Genomic DNA, 18,141 nt, shown 5'->3' on the forward strand with positions numbered 1-18,141 from the left:
AAAACGCCGCGGGGCGGCCGGCCCGGCAGTACCGGACCGGCCGCCCCGCGGGGTTGACGCACCGTCAGGCGAGCAGCGCCTCGATGACGCCGGTGTGGGCGTCGCGCAGCTCGGCCAGGGTGACGGTGAACTGGCCCTGGACCTCCAGCGCCTCGCCGTCGACCACGCCGATCCGGGCGGCGGGCAGGCCGCGGGCGCCGCACATGTCGTTGAACCGGAGCTCCTCGCTGCGCGGGACGGCCACCACGGCACGCCCGGCGGACTCGGAGAACAGGAACACGAACGGGTCGACGCCCTCGGGGACGACGACGCGGGCGCCGTTGCCGCCCTTGAGGCAGCTCTCCACCAGGGCCTGCGCGAGACCGCCGTCGGAGAGGTCGTGCGCGGCGTCGACCATGCCGTCGCGGGAGGCGGCGATCAGGATCTCGCCGAGCAGCCGCTCGCGCTCCAGGTCGACCTTGGGCGGCAGGCCGCCGAGGTGGCCGTGCACGACCTGCGACCAGGCGGAGCCGCCCAGTTCGTCGGCGGTGTCGCCGAGCAGGTAGAGCAGCTGGCCCTCCTCGGCGAAGCCGACCGGGGTGCGCCGGGTGACGTCGTCGATGACGCCGAGCACCGCGACCACCGGGGTCGGGTGGATGGCGACGTCGCCGGTCTGGTTGTACAGCGAGACGTTGCCGCCGGTGACGGGGGTGCCGAGCACCTGGCAGGCGTCGGCCAGGCCGCGGGTGGCCTCGGCGAACTGCCACATCACGTCCGGGTCCTCGGGGGAGCCGAAGTTGAGGCAGTCGGAGACCGCGAGCGGCTTGGCGCCGCCGGCCGCGACGTTGCGGTACGCCTCGGCGAGGGCCAGCTGGGCACCGGTGTACGGGTCCAGCTTGGCGTAGCGGCCGTTGCCGTCGGTGGCGACCGAGACGCCGAGGTTGGTCTCCTCGTCGATCCGGATCATGCCGGAGTCCTCGGGGGTGGCGAGCACCGTGTTGCCCAGCACGTAACGGTCGTACTGGTCGGTGATCCACGCCTTGGACGCCTGGTTCGGCGAGCCGGCGACCTTGAGCAGCGCGTCCTTCAGCCCGGCGCCGTCGGTCGGGCGGGCCAGGCGCTCGGCGGTCGGGGCGTCGGCCTGGAGCGCGTCCTGCCAGGACGGGCGGGCGAACGGGCGGTGGTAGGTCGGGCCCTCGTGGGCGACGGTGCGCGGCGGCACGTCGACCACCAGCTCACCGTGCCAGAAGATCTCCAGCCGCTCGCCGTCGGTCACCTCGCCGATGACGGTGGCGATGACGTCCCACTTCTCGCAGATCTCCAGGAAGCGGTCGACCTTGCCGGGCTCGACGATCGCGCACATGCGCTCCTGCGACTCGCTCATGAGGATCTCCTCCGGCGAGAGCGTGTGGTCGCGCAGCGGCACGGTGTCCAGCTCGATCCGCATGCCGCCGGTGCCGGCCGAGGCCAGCTCCGAGGTGGCGCAGGACAGGCCGGCACCGCCGAGGTCCTGGATGCCCGCGACCAGGTCCTCCTTGAAGATCTCCAGGGTGCACTCGATGAGCAGCTTCTCCTGGAACGGGTCGCCGACCTGGACGGCGGGGCGCTTGGCCGGGCCGGTCGCGTCGAAGGTCTCCGAGGCGAGCACCGAGACGCCGCCGATGCCGTCGCCGCCGGTGCGGGCGCCGTACAGGATGACCTTGTTGCCGGGGCCGGACGCCTGCGCGAGGTGGATGTCCTCGTGCTTCATGACGCCCACGCAGAGCGCGTTGACCAGCGGGTTGCCCTGGTAGCAGGAGTCGAAGACGACCTCGCCGCCGATGTTCGGCAGGCCCAGGCAGTTGCCGTAGCCGCCGATGCCCGCGACGATCCCGGGCAGCACCCGGCGGGTGTCCGGGTGGTCGGCCGCGCCGAAGCGCAGCGGGTCCATCACGGCGACCGGGCGGGCGCCCATCGCCAGGATGTCGCGCACGATGCCGCCGATGCCGGTGGCCGCGCCCTGGTAGGGCTCGATGTACGACGGGTGGTTGTGCGACTCGACCTTGAAGGTGACCGCGTAGCCCTGGCCGACGTCCACGACGCCGGCGTTCTCGCCGATGCCGACCAGCATCGCGTCGTTCTCCGGGGCCTTCTCGCCGAACTGCTTGAGGTGGACCTTGGAGCTCTTGTACGAGCAGTGCTCCGACCACATCACCGAGTACATGGCGAGTTCGGCACCGGTCGGGCGGCGGCCCAGGATCTCCCGGATTCGCGCGTACTCGTCCTGCTTGAGGCCGAGTTCGGCCCAGGGCTGGTCCGCGTCCGGGGTCTGTTCGGCGTTCTTTACCGTGTCGAGGCTCATCAGGCGTTCACCAGCTGCTTCAGGACGGAAGTGAAGAAGCCCAGGCCCTCGGTGGTCGGGCCGGTGAGCGGCTCCACGGCGTGCTCCGGGTGCGGCATCAGGCCGACGACATTGCCGGCCGCGTTGGTGATGCCGGCGATGTCGCGGTACGAACCGTTCGGGTTGACGTCCAGGTAACGGGCCACGATCCGGCCCTCCGCCTCCAGTTCGTCGAGGACGTGCCCGTCGGCGACGAACCGGCCCTCGCCGTTCTTCAGCGGAACGACGATTTCCTGGCCGGCCGAGTAATCCCGGGTCCAGGCGGTGTCGGCGTTCTCGATGCGGAGCTTCTGGTCGCGGCAGATGAAGTGCAGCGAGTCGTTCCGGGTGAGCGCGCCGGGCAGCAGGTGCGATTCGCACAGCACCTGGAAGCCGTTGCAGATACCGAGGACCGGCATTCCGAGCTTCGCCTGCTCGATGACGGTGTCCATCACCGGCGAGAAGCGGGAGATGGCACCGCAGCGCAGATAGTCGCCGTAGGAGAATCCGCCGGGCAGGACGACGGCGTCGACCTGGTGGAGATCCTTGTCACGGTGCCAGAGGGCGACCGGCTCGGCGCCGGCCAGCCGGACCGCGCGCTGGGCGTCGCGGTCGTCGAGGGAGCCGGGGAAAGTGACGACGCCGATACGGGTGGTCACTTGGCGTCCCCGTCCTCGATCCGGACGGTGAAGTCCTCGATCACGGTGTTGGCGAGGAAGGTCTCGGCGGCCTCGCGGATGCGGGCGAGCGCGGCGTCGTCGACCGGCCCCTCCAGCTCCAACTCGAAACGCTTGCCCTGGCGGACGTCGGCGATCCCGGCGAACCCGAGACGCGGCAGTGCACGCTGCACCGCCTGGCCCTGGGGGTCGAGGATCTCCGGCTTGAGCATGACGTCGACTACGACGCGTGCCACTGGCACTCCCGGTGGTGATTGCGTGAAGGCGGGGGAACTCCAGACTACCTGGGCTGCGGGGCCCTCTTGCGGGCCACCAGCGGCAACGCGCGTAGACCAACACCCCTTACGCCCCAAGGGCAACCGGCCCCGGGCGGCTCCGGCGCGCACCCGATTTCGCCGGTTTAATCCCGTCTCCGGCGGGCGGGTATCCGCTCCGGAGGGAAGCACGTGAATATCCAGAAAAAAGGAATCCCCAACTCTACGATTTCACCGGCCTTCGGGTGCAGAATAGGGCGACCGGCAGCCGAACGCGCCGCATCTCGGCGCGGGCTCCCCTGCCCGCCGGCGGATGCCGCGATCCCGGCCCAGCGGACCGGCGGGGCATCCGAGACCCCCGACGGCCGAATTGCCCGAGAGGATTGACACCCATGGCTCAGCGTGTAGTCGTCACGCTCTCCGACGATCTGGACGGCGGCACCGCCGCGGAAACCGTTCACTTCGGCGTGGACGGGAAGTCGTACGAGATCGACCTGTCCGCCGACAACGCGGAAAAGCTGCGTGAGGCCCTCGCCCCGTTCGTCGCCGCCGGTCGCCGGCAGAGCCGGAGCGGAAAGTCCTTCCGCCGCACCGCGCTCACCCCGGACCCGGCCGCCGTGCGCGCCTGGGCCCAGTCGAACGGGCACGAGCTGCCCGCCCGCGGCCGCATCCCGAAGCACGTCTACGAGGCGTTCGCCGAGAGCAACTGACCGTCGCCACGGGCCCGTTCCGGGCCCGCCGGCCTTCCCCGGCCGCACCGCCGGGGAAGGGTGGGGCGAGCAGGCCGATTGATGTTGTAGAGTATTTCTCGTCGCCGCAACCGGGGGAACCCGAGCGGGGCGGCCGGTGCCCAGGCACCGTGCGGACGTGGCTCAGTTGGTAGAGCATCACCTTGCCAAGGTGAGGGTCGCGAGTTCGAATCTCGTCGTCCGCTCGCAGTCAGCGTGAACAGACTGGTGCAGTAACGTGCGGTACAACTCCATATCCTGCGGACGTGGCTCAGTTGGTAGAGCATCACCTTGCCAAGGTGAGGGTCGCGAGTTCGAATCTCGTCGTCCGCTCCGGTTCCGAAGGCCCCCCTCCACCGAGGGGGGCCTTCGGCGTTCCCAGCCCGCTCCCGCTCCCGCTCCCGTCCCCGTCCCCGTCCCCGTCCCCGTCCCCGTCCCCGTCCCCGCTCTCGCTCTCGCTCTCGCTCTCGCGGGCACCCTGACATTTGTCACCGCCGACCCGTGCGGACGCACCGGCGCGCGGTGACGGCCCGCACTACTGCCCGGCCCCGGCCGCCGGGAGGCTGGAGCCATGACCGACACCAGCCGTTCCCGCCCCGCCGTCGAGGCCCGCGGGCTGCACCGCCGCTACGGACCGTCCGGCCCGGCCGGGTTCGAGGCCGTCCGCGGCCTGGACCTCGACGTCGCCCCCGGCGAGCTGTTCGCCCTGCTGGGCACCAACGGCGCGGGCAAGACCTCCACCCTGGAGGTGCTGGAGGGCCTGGCCGCGCCCAGCGGCGGCGAGGTCCGGGTGCTCGGCCTGGACCCGCTGCGCGAGCGGGCCGCGCTGCGCCCGCGGATCGGCGTCATGCTCCAGGAGGGCGGCTTCCCCGGCGAACTGACCGTCGCCGAGACCGGCCGCTGCTGGGCCGGGCTGACCACCGGCGCCCGCGCCGTCGACGAGGCGCTCGACCTGGTCGGCCTGCTGCCCCGGCGCGCGGTGCGGGTCAAGCAGCTGTCCGGCGGCGAGCGCCGCCGACTGGACCTGGCGACGGCCCTGCTCGGCCGCCCCGAGGTGCTGTTCCTGGACGAGCCGTCCACCGGACTGGACCCGGAGGCCCGGGCCGCGGTGTGGCGGCTGATCCGTCAACTGCGGGCGGACGGCACCACGGTGGTGCTCACCACGCACTACCTGGAGGAGGCCGAGGAGCTCGCCGACCGGCTGGCGATCATGCACCACGGCCGGGTGGTCACCGGCGGCACGGTCGCCGAGGTGCTGGCCGCCCACCCGGCCCGGATCAGCTTCGAACTCCCCGAGCGCACCGGCCCGCACGCCTCGCTCGACCTGCCGGTCCTGCCCGGCGCGCGGCCGGAACTCGACGGCCGCCGGGTGCTGCTGCGCACCCCCGACCTCCAGGGCACCCTGACCGAGCTGCTCGGCTGGGCCGCCCGCCACCGGGTCGAGCTGGCCCGGCTGGACGCCCGCAGCGCCTCGCTGGAGGAGGCGTTCCTCGCCGTCGCCGCGTCCGGCGGCCCCGCCCCCGCCGCTGCCCCCGCCCGCCCCGAGACCGCCGGACGTGCCGCATGACCACCGCCGCCCCCACTCCCGCCGTCCCCGCCGGGCGCACCGGCCCCACCGGTCCCACCGGCCCCGCCGCCGCCCGCCGCTCCCCCGCTGCCCGGCTGCTCGCCCTCGGCCGGGCCGAGGTCACCCTGCTGAGCCGCAACCGCACCGCCCTGTTCATGGCCCTGGTGCTGCCGCTGGTCCTGGTCGGTTCGCTCCGCTCGGCGCTGCGGGCCGCCGCCGAGCGCACCGGCGGGCTGGACGTGAACGCCAACCTGGTGACCAGCTCGATGGGCGTCGTCCTGCTGATCGTCGTCTACTGCAACCTGACCACCGCGTACACCGCCCGCCGCACCGACCTGGTGCTGAAGCGGCTGCGCACCGGCGAGGCCGCCGACGCCGAGATCCTGCTCGGCACCGCGCTCCCCTCGATCGGGCTGGCCCTGCTCCAGTGCCTGCTGCTGGCCGTCGGCGGCGCGGCCGCGCTGCACCTGCGCGCCCCCGCGAACCCGCCGCTGGTGCTGCTCGGACTGGTCCTGTCCGCGACCCTGCTGACCGCCCTGGCGGCGCTGTCCAGCGCGGTGACCAGGAGCGTGGAGACGGCCGGTGTCACCACCCTGCCGCTGCTGCTGGTGGCGCAGCTCGGCTCCGGTCTGCTGATCCCGCTGGAGTCGCTGCCGGACGGGCTGGCGGACGCCTGCCGCCTGCTGCCGACCACCCCGGCCCTGCAACTGGTCCGGACCGGCTGGTTCGGCACCGACGGCACCGGCCCGTCCGAGGGCTTCCTCGGCAGCTGGGGCCCGGCCGCGCCGCCGCTGCTGCTCTCCCTGGTCTGGGCCGCCGCCGCGGTCTGGGCGGCCGGCCGCTGGTTCCGCTGGGAGCCGCGCCGCTAGATTCTCCGGAGCCGTCGAGAAACGAGGAACCGAGCCGTGCGGGTCAGCCGACCACGACCGGTCCGCCGCTGGCGGGCCCTGTCCAAGCCGCAGCGCACCGAGCTGTACATGCGCTGGTCGCTGTACGCGGTGGCGGTGCTGCAGGTGTTCGCGGTGTACGGCCTGCTGGGCAGCGCGTACGGGCAGCGGCGGGCCTCGGCCGTCGAGCTGCGGGTCGAGGTGCCGGGCACGCTGCTGGCGGCGGCGCTGAACGTGGTGCTGGTGCGCACCGGGCTGCCCGCCTACCTGGGCCGCCGCCCGCACCCGTACGGCTGGGCGGCGGTGTCGGGCGCGGTGTCGGCGGCGCTGTCGGCGGCGACCCTGCTGCTCGGGCCGCGCCCGCTGGACGGGGCGGAGACGTCCACGCCGGTGGCGGTCGTGACGATGACCTTCTGGATCGCCACCGCGGTCCTGGCCCTGCCGGTGCTCCGGGCGGTGGCGGCGGCGGTGGCCGGCCTGGCCGCGGTGGCGGTGGCGCTGCTGGCGGCGGGCGAGCCCGCCGGGTTCGTGCTGGGCGTGCTGCTCGGCTGCCTGATCGGCTCGGCGACGGCCGGGGCCACCGCCCGCGGCTCGGCGTGGACCGCGAAGGTGGTCTGGGAGCTGGACGGGGCCCGGGAGACCCAGGCCCGGCTGGCGGTCGCCGAGGAGCGGCTGCGCTTCTCCCGGGACCTGCACGACGTACTGGGCCGCAACCTGGCCACCATCGCGCTGAAGAGCGAGCTGGCGGTGCAGCTGGCCCGCCGTCAGCGCCCGGAGGCGGTGGACCAGATGACCGAGGTGCAGCGGATCGCGCAGGACTCGCAGCGCGAGGTCCGCGAGGTGGTGCGCGGCTACCGCACCGTCGAGCTGCACACCGAACTGGCCGGCGCCGCCTCGGTGCTGCGGGCGGCGAACGTCGACTGCCGCACCGAGCTGTCCGGCGCGGACCGCCTGCCCGCCGGGGCGCAGTCGGTGCTGGGCTGGGTGGTGCGGGAGGCGGCGACCAACGTGCTGCGGCACTCGGAGGCCGCGAACTGCCGCTTCCGGCTGCGGGTCTCCGGCGGGACGGCGCTGCTGGAGGTGGAGAACGACGGCGTGCCGGCCGTCCCGCCGCCGCGCGCGGAGGGCGCGGGCAGCGGGCTGCGCGGCCTGGGCGAGCGGCTGGCCGCGCACGGCGGCACCCTGACCGCGGCCGGCAGCGGCCCGGGGCGGTTCCGACTGACCGCCGAACTACCGACCACAGCGGGGGGAACCACGTCATGACCGGTCCGGTGCGGGTGCTGCTCGCGGACGACGAGCACCTGATCCGCGGCGCGCTGGCCGCGCTGCTCGCCCTGGAGGACGACCTGACGGTGGTCGCGGAGGCGGCGTCCGGCCCGGAGGCGCTGGCGATGGCCGCCGCGCACCGCCCGGACGTGGCGGTGCTGGACCTCCAGATGCCGGGCCTGGACGGCCTGGAGGTGGCGGCCGAGCTGCGCCACCGGCTGCCGGAGTGCCGGGTGATGATCGTGACCGGGCACGGCCGTCCCGGGTACCTGAAGCGGGCCCTGGAGGTCGGGGTGCGCGGCTTCCTGCCCAAGACCGTCTCGGCCTCCGACCTGGCCGGCATCATCCGCACCGTCCGGGCGGGCGGCCGCTACGTGGACCCGGAGCTGGCGGCGGAGGCGATCAGCGCGGGCGACTCCCCGCTGACCCCGCGCGAGACGGACGTGCTGGAGCTGGCCGCGGACGGCTCCCCGGTCGCCGAGATCGCCGAGCGGGCCCGGCTCTCCCCCGGCACGGTGCGCAACTACCTGTCCTCGGCCGCGGGCAAGCTCGGCGCGGAGAACCGGCACGCGGCGGTCCGGATCGCCCGCGAGCACGGCTGGCTGTAGGAGGCCCCGGGCGGGGACCCCCACAGCCGGCCGCGGCGGCGGGTCACTTCCAGTCGAGGCCGGTGAGCTTCTCGTACGCGTCGAGGTAGCGCTGCCGGGTGTGCGCGACGACCTCGTCGGGCAGCCGGGGCGGCGGGTTCTCGCTCCGGCGGTCCCAGCCGGAGGCGGGGGAGGTCAGCCAGTCACGGATGATCTGCTTGTCGAAGGACGGCTGGTCCTGGCCGGGCTGCCACGCGTCGGCGGGCCAGAAGCGCGAGGAGTCGGGGGTGAGCACCTCGTCGCCGATCACCAACTCGCCGCCCAACAGGCCGAATTCGAACTTGGTGTCGGCGAGGATCAGGCCGCGCTCGCGGGCGATGTCGCGGGCCCGGGAGTACACCGCGAGGGTGGTCTGGCGCAGGGTGGCGGCGAGTTCGGCGCCGATCCGGCGGGCGGTCTCCTCGTAGGAGACGTTCTCGTCGTGCTCGCCGACCTCGGCCTTGAGCGCGGGGGTGTAGATCGGACCGGGCAGTTCGGAGCCGTTCTCCAGGCCCGCGGGCAGGCCGATGCCGCACACCGTCTGGTCGGCCCGGTACTCCTCCAGCCCGGAGCCCGCCAGGTAGCCGCGGGCGACGCACTCCACCGGCACCATGTCGAGGCTGCGGCAGACCAGGGTGCGCCCGGCCCAGTCGGCGGGGGCGCCCTCGGGCGGCTCGGTGGAGACGACGTGGTGGGGGACGATGTCGGCGATCCGCTCGAACCACCACAGCGAGAGCTGGGTGAGCACGCGGCCCTTGTCGGGGATCTCGTTGGGCAGCACCCAGTCGTACGCGGAGGTCCGGTCGCTGGCCACCATCACCAGGTTGCCGCTGCCGTCCCGGTACAGGTCGCGCACCTTGCCGGTGTGCAGGTGGACCAGGCCGGGCACCTGGACCGGCTCGGGCTTGGTGACGAATCCGCTCACGCTCAGTCAGTCCTCACAGCTGGGGGGCTCTGCGGGCGAGTCTTTCACGCCGGTGCGGTCAGGAGTCGGTTCGCCCCTCCTTGCAGAGGTGGTCCAGCAGGTTGGCGGTGGCCCGCTGGATCCGCTCGTCGGTGTGGCCGGGCCGGTCCAGCGCGGGCGACCAGGCGAACGTCCCGGCGGCGAACACGTAGGCGCCGCTGGGCGCCCGGTAGAGCGAGGTCTCCTGGTGGGTGGCCCGCCCGGCGGCGTCCCGGTACGGGGAGTGGGCGAGCAGGACGCGTTCGGTGTGGGCGGGCAGCGGGACCTTCGGGTAGTAGCGGTCAGCCTCCCCGGCGACCAGGTCGGGCAGTTCGTCGCCGTCCGCCAGCCCGGTGCCCTGCCACAGCCAGTGACCGGTGTTGCGGGCCACCAGCGGCACCGGCGCGGGCACGCTGCCCGCGTACTGGATGCCCAGCAGGTGCTGCTCGGGCTCCCCGGCGTCCCGCCACAGCGCGGACGCCGCGCCCGGCACCCCGGCGGCGGGGTGGTCGGCGGCGACCCGCTGGCGCTTGCGGCAGTTCAGCAGCCGGGACGGTTCGCCGTTCGGCCCGGCCGACAGCTCGACCCGCCAGTACACGGCGTTCGCGGACAGGAAGACCAGCGAGGTGCCGCCGTCCCGGGCCCGCTCGGCGGCCCGCCGCATCGGCTCCGACCAGTACTCGTCGTGCCCGGGGAAGACCAGCGCCTTGTAGCGGGAGGCGTCCACCAGCCCGGCGTGCAGGTCGGTGGCGGTGGCGTAGCCCAGGTCGTAGCCGTAGCGCTCGGCCCAGCGGATGAAGTCGTAGGCGTGCCCGACGTGCAGCGGCAGCCCGGCCCCGGCGTGCGGCCGGTCGAAGGAGACCGTGACGGCCGCCTCGGCCTCCCCCACCAGGTGCCCGGCGCCGTCCCAGGCGTGGTAGAGGCTGGCCCCCAGGTGCCCGTCCTCGGGGAACAGGTTGTACGCCTGCCAGGTCACGTCGGGCAGCACCAGCAGCAGGTCGGCCGGGGCGAAGTCCCGTACGGTGAACGGGATGTGGCTGCGGTGGCCGCCGTCGGCGGTGGTCAGCACGGCGACGTACGCGCCGGAGCGCCAGTCGGCCGGGACCTGCAGCCGCCAGGACTGCCACCAGTGGTGGCAGGAGACGGTGCGGTCGGCGACCATCGGCGCGGGCTGGGCCAGGCCGGAGATCAGCGGGCTGGAGTACACCTGGCGGGCGCCGTCCCCGGCGTCGTGGCCGATCCGGTAGACGTCGACCTGGAACTCCTGCGGCGGGTTGACCGTCACCCGGAAGTCCACCGCGCCGCCGGGGCGCGCGGTGCCCGCCGAGGCGAAGCCCTTGATCTGCCGGCGCACGTCGTCCGCGTTGCGCGGGCCGCTGACCGCCGGGCGGGGCCGGGCCGGGCCGTCCACCGGCCGCTGCCCGGGGGCGTCCACGCTCACGTACCAGGGGACCACGCCCTCGCCGTCGGCCAGGTAGTGGTCGGGGCTGCGCAGCCAGGGCAGCGGGCCCTGCCCGAACGGGTCGGACACCCCGTGCGCCAGCGTGCCGGACTCCCACCGGCGGTTGGATTCCGTCCCCACACGCCCTCCCCACCCCTTCGCCCATCCACCGAGGGTTTGGCAATTGCCATGCGGATGTGCGTGCGGACCAGCACACCACAGTTGGACGGCGAAGCGTCACCCCACCGTAGCAATTGGTACGGATGAAACCCGGTTTCCCGGGACACTCCCGAACCGTCCCGGTTCAGCCCGAAAGTCGGACCGGTCGTTCCAGTCGGACCCCGGCCCGCTCCAGCCAGGCGCGCAGCGGACCGTCCTGCCCGTCCTCGACCGCGCGGGCCACCGCGGGGGCCAGCTCCGCCCGGGGCGCGGCCGGGCAGACCAGGACCGGCCCGTCCAGCCAGTCCAGGCCGGGGGTGGCGGTGCCCGCGTCCACCGCGGCGCAGCAGACGGTGGCGGTCAGGTGCTCGACCAGCAGGTCCCGGCCGCTGCGCACGGGGGGCAGCGGGGGCGCGACCCGGGCGGCGCGCGCCACCTGGCCGGCCAGCGCGGCGGCCAGTTCCTCGGCCTCGCCGGCGGCCAGCCGGGCCAGCAGCTTGTCCAGCGCCGGGCCGGTCTGCGGGCGGTCCTCGCCGAGCGCGGCCTGGAGCGCGGCGGCCTGGGCGCGCCAGCCCCGGTCGACGACCTGCCGCGGGTAGTCCTCCCAGTCGAGCGGCTGCCAGCCGTCGGCCGGCTCCTCGTGCAGCAGTTCGGCGGCCAGCCGGGAGACCCGGGTGTCGACCAGGCCGGGCTCCTCCAGCAGGTCGCAGGCGGGGCGGTCGCCGAGCCGGTTGCCGTAGTCGTCGGCCAGCCGGTCGCGGCGGGAGAGCTCGGTGAGCGCGGAGACCACGCCGGCGTTCAGGTGCGCGGGGTGCAGGCCGAGCCGCCAGGCGGGCAGCGCGACCCGGGTGAGCAGCCGGTCCCAGCCCGCGTAGGCCAGGCCGACCTGGGCCTGGGCGGCGATCCGCGGCCCGTAGTCGACGGCCCGGGCCTGCTCGGAGGCCCAGGCGGCCGCGGCGTGCTCCAGTTCGGCGGAGTGCTCGCGGCAGGCGCCGAGCAGTCGGCGGTCGACCGGGCCGGTCAGTGCGGCGGGGCCGCGGCGGCGCTCGCCCAGTGCGGCGTCCAGGGTGCGCAGCCAGCGGCGGGCGGCGGCGATGTCGGGGTCGGCGGCCGCGGCGGTGCCGGCCACCACGGGGGCCAGCAGGGCGCGCAGTTCGGCGGCCCGCATCCACCACAGGAAGGGGGAGCCGATCACCAGCACCGGTGCGGCGGGGCCGGTGCCGCGGCCGGGCCGGCCGGCCGGGTGCGGCTCCTCCAGCCAGCTGTCGCAGTCGGGGGTGAGCGCGATCGCGGCGGGCGCCGGGACGTCCAGCCGCTCGGCGAGCTCCTCGATCAGCCGGTACAGCTCGGGGGCGTCCGCCCGGGCCAGCGGCACCGCGGGGGTGACCGGTGGGACGGCCCGGCGGTGCGCCGCGGCGACCAGCGCGGCCAGTGCCAGGGTCAGCGCGGCGACCGCGCAGACCGCCCAGCGGATGCCGTCCCAGAGCGGGGCGTCCGGCGACCCGGGGGCGCCTATCCGTCCGGTGAACCGCCCGGCCAACAGCACCACCGCGCAGGCGGCGGGCAGCGCGGCGGCGGCCACGGCCCGTCCGCGCAGACGCAGGACGGCCTGGGCTCGTGCGCGTGCGGTGTCCACTGCAGCCATCGCCGCGGCACCCCCTTCGCAGCCGACTCGACTCGATCAATTCCGGTACGGGAAGCGGCGGATGCCGAACCCGGTGGTGCGACTCGCGTGGCGCTCTCCTGCCAGTCTCGACGCCCCGGTGCGGGCGGGTGTTCCGGAAGTCCGGCGATTCCACCCGTCCTGGTGACACCGTGTCGGGGCGCGCCACCGCTCCCAGCATCCCCCCGGCGCGTCGGCGCGACGAGCCGCGTCCGCGCCGGTGCCCCCGCCCCGGCGCGATGCAGCGCACCCTAAGGCCCGCGCTCGCGCCCCGTCAGCAGGATGCCCGCGCCATCACCCGAAGGGCTGGTTTTCCGGTCGCGGCGCTGACCGCGACGACCTCGGGAAACGCCGCGGGGCGCTGCGTCCGGACGGGTCGGTCCGGGCGCAGCGCCCCGCGGGCGGGTCCGGCCGCCGAGCGGCTGCCGGGACGGCTGCCGGGCGGCAACCGAACGGGTACCGGGCCGCTACCGGGCGGCCTCGGCGGCGATGTCGGTGCGGTGCTGGGCGCCCTTGAAGGAGATCTCGGCGACGCCCGCGTACGCCTTGGCCCGGGCCTCGGCGAGGTCCGCGCCGACGGCGGTCACCGACAGCACCCGGCCGCCCGCGGTCAGCACCTCGCCGGCCGGGCCGGACCTGGTGCCGGCGTGCAGCACGAACGCGTCGCCGCCGGCCTCCGCCGCGGCCAGGCCCTCGATCGCGTCGCCGGTGCGCGGGCTCGCCGGGTAGCCCTCGGAGGCCATCACCACGGTGACCGCGGCCTCCTCGGACCAGCGCAGCGGCTCCAGCTCGCCGAGCGTGCCGTTGGCGGCGGCGAGCAGCACGCCGGCCAGCGGGGTGCGCAGCCGGGCCAGCACGACCTGGGTCTCCGGGTCGCCGAAGCGGGCGTTGAACTCGATCACCCGGGTGCCGCGCGAGGTCAGCGCCAGGCCCGCGTACAGCAGGCCGGAGAACGGGGTGCCGCGGTGGCGCAGCGCGTCCACGGTGGGCTGCAGGACGGTGTCCAGCACCTCCTGGACCAGGCCCTCGGGGGCCCACGGCAGCGGCGAGTAGGCGCCCATGCCGCCGGTGTTGGGGCCCCGGTCGCCGTCCAGCGCGCGCTTGAAGTCCTGCGCGGGGACCAGCGGGAGCACCGTGGTGCCGTCGGTGATCGCGAACAGCGACACCTCGGGGCCGTCCAGGTACTCCTCGATGACGACCCGGTCGCAGGCCGCGGCGTGCTCCAGCGCGGCGGCGCGGTCCTCGGTGACCACGACGCCCTTGCCGGCCGCCAGGCCGTCGTCCTTCACCACGTACGGGGCGCCGAAGGCGTCGAGCGCCGCGGCGGCCTCCTCCGGGGTGGTGCAGACGTAGGAGCGCGCGGTGGGGACGCCGGCCGCGGCCATCACGTCCTTGGCGAACGCCTTGGAGCCCTCCAGCTGGGCGGCCTCCTTGCCGGGGCCGAACACCGGGATGCCGGCCGCCCGCAGCGGCTCGGCGACGCCGGCCACCAGCGGGGCCTCCGGGCCGACGACCACCAGGTCGGCGCCCAGCTCCCGGGCGAGCGCGGTGACCGCGGCGCCGTCCAGCTGGTCGACCGGGTGCACCGCGGCGACCCGCGCGATCCCGGCGTTGCCCGGGGCGCAGTGCAGCTCGGAGACAGCCGGGTCTTGGGACAGTGAGCGGCACAGGGCGTGTTCGCGGGCGCCGGTTCCGATGACGAGGACCTTCACGCCTGCCAAGCCTAGTCGGTGGCCGGTTCCGTCCCGTCGGCGGCACCGGCGGAAGCTCCAGGTGCCGGGCCGGTCGACGCCCGGTGACGCGCGGGAAGCACGAGAGCCGCTCCGGGCAGGCAGTCCGTCACACCGGCGACCCCGGCCCGCCTCGCTCGGACGGGTGAAATCCGGCCGCCCGCCGCAACCCTCCCACCTCGCCTTCCGGAGGTGAAATCACATAACGATCACTGCGGAAGCGCCCCCACGGTAAGCCATTTGGCGGTAAGAAGTGCTGTTGGACCAGGACCCGGCCGCACCGCCGGGCACGGCACCATGGGCGGTTCCCAGACCCGCGCGCGGCGCCACGGGTCCGCACCGCCACGCAACGAACCGCCGGTTCCGCGCGCCGACGGCCCGACCTCCGGGCCGCTCGGGTCCCGTCCCGTCAGTCCCGCCAGTCCCGGTGCCCGCCGGGCCTCCGCAGTCACCCCGCCACAGGGAGCGCCACAGGTGAGCCAGCCGGAAATGCAGCCCGAGGAGAGCCCCTGGGGCAAAGAGGTCGCCGACGACGACCAGTCCGTCCCGGGCTCCGGCGGACGGACCCCCACCCGCCGCCGGGCCGACCTGAGCGCGCGCCAGTTCCCGCTCGGCGACTGGGGCGAGCCCGCCGAGCGCCTGGAGGAGCTCTACCGCTGGTCGGAGGAGCGCGCCGTCGAGGCCATCGACTGGTACCGCCGGGACCGGGTCTGGAAGCGCCGCTGGGCCCGCCTGCTGCGCTTCTCCGCCACGGTGTTCGCGGTCGGCGGCGTCACCGCCCCGCTGGTCTCGCTGACCGGCGAGCTCCCGCACGCCGTGGAGTGGGGCTACACCGGCCTCGCCCTGGCCGCCGCCGCGCTGCTGGCCGACCGCGCCTTCGGCCTCACCTCCGGCTGGATGCGCGACGTCTCCACCTCGCAGGCCCTGCAGCGCCGTCTGGAGGCCTTCCAGTTCGACTGGGCCTCCGAGTGCGTCCGGGAGGTCCTGGGCCCCACCGAGGGCACCGCGGGCGAGGCCGCCGAGCGCTGCCTGGGCGTGCTGCGCCGCTTCTGCGAGGACGTCTCCGACATGGTCCGCAGCGAGACCTCCGAGTGGATGCTGGAGTTCCGGGCCGGCATGAGCCGGCTCCCCACCCAGGCCCCCGGCGCCTGGGGCGGCCGCAGCGAGGGCGGCTCCAACGCCCAGGTCCGCGTCCTGCCGCCGCCGGGCACCCGGCCCACCATGCCGCGCCAGCGTCCCCCGGAGGGCCCCCTGCGGTGAGCCGGGCCGGGGCCCGGGCCCGGGCGCAGGCCCAAACGCACGCTCGGGCTCGGGCTCGGGCTCAGGCGAAGACGATCATCGAGCCCTGGGTGACGCTGCGGGTGGCCGCCGCGTAGAGGCCGGACCAGGCGTGCCGTTCGCGCGCGTAGGGGTGGAAGTCGTCGATCGGCGGCCCGAAGGGCTGCTCCAGCTGGGTGGGGCCGAGCGGGCGGGTGGGCACCGGGGGTTCGAGCGGGTCGATCCCCAACAGCGGTGCGACCGCCTGGAGTTCGCTCAGCAGCCCGTAGGAGGAGCCCAACGGCCCGCCCGCGGCGAGGAGTTCGTCGGCGACCAGCGGGGTCTGGAACTCCATCGGCAGGTAGGCGCCCGCGTGGTCGAAGTGCCAGACCAGGTGCGACTGTTCGGCGGTGGCCTCGAACATCTCCAGCAGCTGCTCGTAGTCGCTGCCGAGCGCGTCCACCGGGGTCACCTCGAACCCGGTGAGCCCCAGCAGGTAGGCGCGGCGCAGGAAGTGGAGCGAGTCGTAGTCGAACGCGGCTATCGCCTCGACGTCCCCGGAGAAGCCCGGGACGTACGGGTGCACCGGGACCGGCGGCAGGCCGTGCTGGGCGAGCACGGCGTCGTAGCGGTCGAGGTCCTCGCGGAACGGGTTCTCGGGGCTGTGGGAGAGCACGTCCACGAGCGGGACGAGCCAGAGGTCGCAGGCCATGGGCCGGCTCATCCTCTCGGGTGGCGGGGCAACGGGCCCCAACCCTACCGGCCCGGGGCGGGCTCCCCGCTGCCCGGGCGGAACGGCCGGGCGAACCGGCCGGGCGGCACGAAGCGGGGCATCGGCACCCGGCCCAACCCGACGGCGGCGGAGGCCGGTTGGGGGGCGGCGCCGGGCGGCCGCTCGACCGTCGCGGCGGGGGCCGGGACCACCGGTTCGCGCAGCAGCCGGAGCACCGCGACGCCGTCGAGCGGCTGGCCGAGCCGCCGGGCCAGCAGTTCGACGGTGAACAGGTTGTAGTCGTTGACGATCCGGTGCGCCCCCTGCCGGTCCCGGGACTCGATCCGGTCGACGAGTTCGCCGTGCCGGTCCCAGCAGACGCCGGCCAGCTCGCCGCCGGCCCGCAGGTGCGGGGCGGCGAACATCCAGGACTGGATTCGCAGCCAGCCCAGGTAGTCGGCGATCCGGTCGTTGCACAGCACCCCGGCGGCCTCCTGCCAGAACCGCAGGTCGCAGCCGACCAGGACGTCGAGCTGTCCGGCCCGGGCGGCCCGGGCGGCGGCGTCGGCCCGGCGGCGCAGCGAGGCCAGCCGGGACCAGTCGTAGCCGTGCGGCCGGCCGGACAGGTGGCGCAGCGCGTTGTCGGTGAGCAGGGTGCGGGCCTCGAATATCTCCAGGAAGTCGTGCCAGGTGAACTCGGGGACGGTGAAGCCGCGGTGCGGTTCGCTGACCAGCAGGCCCTGGGCGGCGAGGTCGACCAGGGCCTCCCGGGCGGGGGTGGCCGAGACGCCGTAGAGCTCGGCGATCTCCTTGACGGTGAAGTTCCGCCCGGCCGGGAGCCGGCCGGCCATCATCTCGTCGCGCAGGGCGTCGGCGATCTGCTCGCGGAGGCTGTTGCGCCGGATCAGGGCGCGCCCGCGCCCGGCTTCCGCAGCGGTCATGGCCGACCCCTCTCCGTGCCGCGCGCCCTCATGCGGCCGGAATCCGGCACACAAAACGCGCACAGAGTACCCCGGAATGGTCAATCCGGACCAAGGGCACGGAGAAATCCGCCCCCTCGGCGGCGGACCGGCGCCGGGGCGGCGTCAGCGCTGCACGGGGGCGGGGATGCCGAGCAGCCGGTCCCGGTGGACCGGGAAGTCGGCGCGGCACTCGGCGACCAGGGCGGGGTCGAAGTCGACGGTGAGCACCTGCTCGTCCGGCCCGGCCTCGGCCAGCACCCGGCCCCAGGGGTCGACCACGATGCTGCGGCCGGCCTGCTCGACCCCGCCGTGGGTGCCGGCGGTGTTGCAGGCGAGCACGAAGGACTGCTCCTCGACCGCCCGGGCGCGGGCCAGCAGGGTCCAGTGCTCGGCCCGCCGGGCCGGCCAGGCGGCGGGGACCACCAGCAGTTCGGCGCCGGCGTCCAGCAGGGCCCGGAACAGCTCGGGGAAGCGCAGGTCGTAGCAGGTGGCCAGGCCCAGCGCGGCGAAGCCGGTGTCGGCGGTGACGATCTCCTGCCCGGCGCCCATCACGACGGCCTCGCCGCGGTCGAAGCCGAAGCGGTGGATCTTGCGGTAGGTGCGGGCGAGCTCGCCGTCGGGGGCGAACAGCAGCGAGGTGTTGTAGATCGGGCCGTCCGGGTCCCGTTCGACGATCGATCCGGCGTGCAGCCAGCAGCCGACGGCCTTCGCGGCGGCGGACATCGCCTCGGCGGTGGGCCCGTCCAGCGGTTCGGCGCCCGTCGGCCAGGCGTCGTACGCGAAGCCGCCGACCGGCCACAGCTCGGGCAGCACCACCAGGTCGGCGCCGTCCTGGGCGCGGACCAGCGCCGCCGCCCTGGCCCGCCGCTCGGCGGCCGGCTCGGCGTCCGACACGGCGAGTTGGATCAATGAAGCGCGCACAGTACCACCG

The 18,141-nt window shown here is 74.9% G+C and carries 16 protein-coding genes and 2 tRNA genes; 8 read left to right on the forward strand and 10 right to left on the reverse strand.

Annotation, left to right across the window (positions count from 1 at the left end):
* Window positions 1–64 precede the first annotated feature (64 nt).
* The 3 genes from purL to purS are packed head-to-tail and all read right to left on the reverse strand — an operon-like array spanning window position 65 to window position 3,251.
* Window positions 65–2,320 (reverse strand): phosphoribosylformylglycinamidine synthase subunit PurL, encoded by a 2,256-nt coding sequence (gene purL, locus QMQ26_RS17780; RefSeq protein ID WP_100837275.1) that lies wholly within the window; start codon window positions 2,318–2,320, stop codon window positions 65–67.
* Window positions 2,320–2,997, reverse strand: coding sequence for a phosphoribosylformylglycinamidine synthase subunit PurQ (gene purQ, locus QMQ26_RS17785; RefSeq protein WP_100837274.1), 678 nt, complete (start codon window positions 2,995–2,997; stop codon window positions 2,320–2,322). The genes purL and purQ overlap by 1 nt, the downstream gene beginning before the upstream one ends.
* Window positions 2,994–3,251, reverse strand: a complete 258-nt coding sequence (gene purS / locus QMQ26_RS17790) for a phosphoribosylformylglycinamidine synthase subunit PurS (RefSeq protein ID WP_100837273.1) — start codon at window positions 3,249–3,251, stop codon at window positions 2,994–2,996. Before purS ends, purQ begins: the two co-directional genes overlap by 4 nt.
* A gap of 410 nt (window positions 3,252–3,661) precedes the next feature.
* Between purS and QMQ26_RS17795 the strand changes: the two genes are divergently transcribed.
* The 7 genes from QMQ26_RS17795 to QMQ26_RS17825 all read left to right on the forward strand — a co-directional run bounded on the left by QMQ26_RS17795 (window position 3,662) and on the right by QMQ26_RS17825 (window position 8,325).
* Window positions 3,662–3,979, forward strand: coding sequence for a histone-like nucleoid-structuring protein Lsr2 (locus QMQ26_RS17795; RefSeq protein WP_014136949.1), 318 nt, complete (start codon window positions 3,662–3,664; stop codon window positions 3,977–3,979).
* Window positions 3,980–4,130: 151 nt separating this feature from the next.
* Window positions 4,131–4,203: transfer RNA gene (locus QMQ26_RS17800), tRNA-Gly, on the forward strand.
* Window positions 4,204–4,257: 54 nt separating this feature from the next.
* A tRNA-Gly gene (locus QMQ26_RS17805) sits at window positions 4,258–4,330 on the forward strand.
* A gap of 238 nt (window positions 4,331–4,568) precedes the next feature.
* A complete protein-coding gene (locus tag QMQ26_RS17810) occupies window positions 4,569–5,564 on the forward strand; it encodes an ABC transporter ATP-binding protein (RefSeq protein ID WP_282206334.1) in 996 nt (331 codons plus the stop codon).
* The gene (locus QMQ26_RS17815; RefSeq protein WP_282206335.1) at window positions 5,561–6,433 is read left to right on the forward strand and encodes an ABC transporter permease; all 873 of its coding nucleotides are present in this window, start codon (window positions 5,561–5,563) and stop codon (window positions 6,431–6,433) included. The genes QMQ26_RS17810 and QMQ26_RS17815 overlap by 4 nt, the downstream gene beginning before the upstream one ends.
* A 36-nt stretch (window positions 6,434–6,469) precedes the next feature.
* Window positions 6,470–7,714 (forward strand): sensor histidine kinase, encoded by a 1,245-nt coding sequence (locus tag QMQ26_RS17820; RefSeq protein ID WP_282206336.1) that lies wholly within the window; start codon window positions 6,470–6,472, stop codon window positions 7,712–7,714.
* Window positions 7,711–8,325 carry a response regulator transcription factor gene (locus tag QMQ26_RS17825; protein ID WP_282206337.1) on the forward strand — a complete coding sequence of 205 codons (615 nt, stop codon included), beginning with the start codon at window positions 7,711–7,713 and terminating at the stop codon, window positions 8,323–8,325. The genes QMQ26_RS17820 and QMQ26_RS17825 overlap by 4 nt, the downstream gene beginning before the upstream one ends.
* A gap of 43 nt (window positions 8,326–8,368) precedes the next feature.
* Here the strand turns inward: QMQ26_RS17825 and QMQ26_RS17830 are convergent, their stop codons facing one another.
* From QMQ26_RS17830 to purD, 4 genes are all read right to left on the reverse strand, one after another.
* Entirely contained in the window at window positions 8,369–9,268 is a 900-nt protein-coding gene (locus tag QMQ26_RS17830; protein ID WP_282206338.1) for a phosphoribosylaminoimidazolesuccinocarboxamide synthase, read from the reverse strand.
* A gap of 58 nt (window positions 9,269–9,326) precedes the next feature.
* The gene (locus QMQ26_RS17835) at window positions 9,327–10,868 is read right to left on the reverse strand and encodes a N,N-dimethylformamidase beta subunit family domain-containing protein (protein WP_111555439.1); all 1,542 of its coding nucleotides are present in this window, start codon (window positions 10,866–10,868) and stop codon (window positions 9,327–9,329) included.
* A gap of 163 nt (window positions 10,869–11,031) precedes the next feature.
* Entirely contained in the window at window positions 11,032–12,531 is a 1,500-nt protein-coding gene (locus tag QMQ26_RS17840; protein ID WP_282206339.1) for a hypothetical protein, read from the reverse strand.
* A 485-nt stretch (window positions 12,532–13,016) separates the two neighbouring features.
* Window positions 13,017–14,261: a phosphoribosylamine--glycine ligase gene (gene purD / locus QMQ26_RS17845; RefSeq protein WP_100837266.1), complete on the reverse strand. Its 1,245-nt coding sequence runs from the start codon at window positions 14,259–14,261 to the stop codon at window positions 13,017–13,019.
* A 492-nt stretch (window positions 14,262–14,753) separates the two neighbouring features.
* On the opposite strand from purD, the gene QMQ26_RS17850 reads away from it, so the two are divergent.
* The gene (locus QMQ26_RS17850; protein WP_400682873.1) at window positions 14,754–15,539 is read left to right on the forward strand and encodes an SLATT domain-containing protein; all 786 of its coding nucleotides are present in this window, start codon (window positions 14,754–14,756) and stop codon (window positions 15,537–15,539) included.
* A 61-nt stretch (window positions 15,540–15,600) separates the two neighbouring features.
* Here the strand turns inward: QMQ26_RS17850 and QMQ26_RS17855 are convergent, their stop codons facing one another.
* From QMQ26_RS17855 to QMQ26_RS17865, 3 genes are all read right to left on the reverse strand, one after another.
* A complete protein-coding gene (locus QMQ26_RS17855) occupies window positions 15,601–16,248 on the reverse strand; it encodes a hypothetical protein (RefSeq protein ID WP_111555435.1) in 648 nt (215 codons plus the stop codon).
* Window positions 16,249–16,292: 44 nt separating this feature from the next.
* On the reverse strand, window positions 16,293–17,189 hold the full coding sequence (locus tag QMQ26_RS17860) for a GntR family transcriptional regulator (RefSeq protein WP_318552251.1): 897 nt from the start codon (window positions 17,187–17,189) through the stop codon (window positions 16,293–16,295).
* A gap of 144 nt (window positions 17,190–17,333) precedes the next feature.
* Window positions 17,334–18,131, reverse strand: a complete 798-nt coding sequence (locus tag QMQ26_RS17865; RefSeq protein ID WP_100837262.1) for a carbon-nitrogen family hydrolase — start codon at window positions 18,129–18,131, stop codon at window positions 17,334–17,336.
* Window positions 18,132–18,141 lie beyond the last annotated feature (10 nt).

The organism is Kitasatospora fiedleri (assembly GCF_948472415.1).
In the GTDB taxonomy this organism is placed as follows: Bacteria; Actinomycetota; Actinomycetes; order Streptomycetales; family Streptomycetaceae; genus Kitasatospora; species Kitasatospora fiedleri.

Bases quoted from the DNA above. Each gene is read 5' to 3' on its own strand.
- purL (WP_100837275.1), bottom strand. From the start codon at position 2,320: ATGAGCCTCGACACGGTAAAGAACGCCGAACAGACCCCGGACGCGGAC.
- QMQ26_RS17795 (WP_014136949.1), top strand. From the start codon at position 3,662: ATGGCTCAGCGTGTAGTCGTCACGCTCTCCGACGATCTGGACGGCGGC.
- QMQ26_RS17810 (WP_282206334.1), top strand. From the start codon at position 4,569: ATGACCGACACCAGCCGTTCCCGCCCCGCCGTCGAGGCCCGCGGGCTG.
- QMQ26_RS17815 (WP_282206335.1), top strand. From the start codon at position 5,561: ATGACCACCGCCGCCCCCACTCCCGCCGTCCCCGCCGGGCGCACCGGC.
- QMQ26_RS17825 (WP_282206337.1), top strand. From the start codon at position 7,711: ATGACCGGTCCGGTGCGGGTGCTGCTCGCGGACGACGAGCACCTGATC.
- QMQ26_RS17840 (WP_282206339.1), bottom strand. From the start codon at position 12,531: ATGGCTGCAGTGGACACCGCACGCGCACGAGCCCAGGCCGTCCTGCGT.
- QMQ26_RS17855 (WP_111555435.1), bottom strand. From the start codon at position 16,248: ATGGCCTGCGACCTCTGGCTCGTCCCGCTCGTGGACGTGCTCTCCCAC.
- QMQ26_RS17860 (WP_318552251.1), bottom strand. From the start codon at position 17,189: ATGACCGCTGCGGAAGCCGGGCGCGGGCGCGCCCTGATCCGGCGCAAC.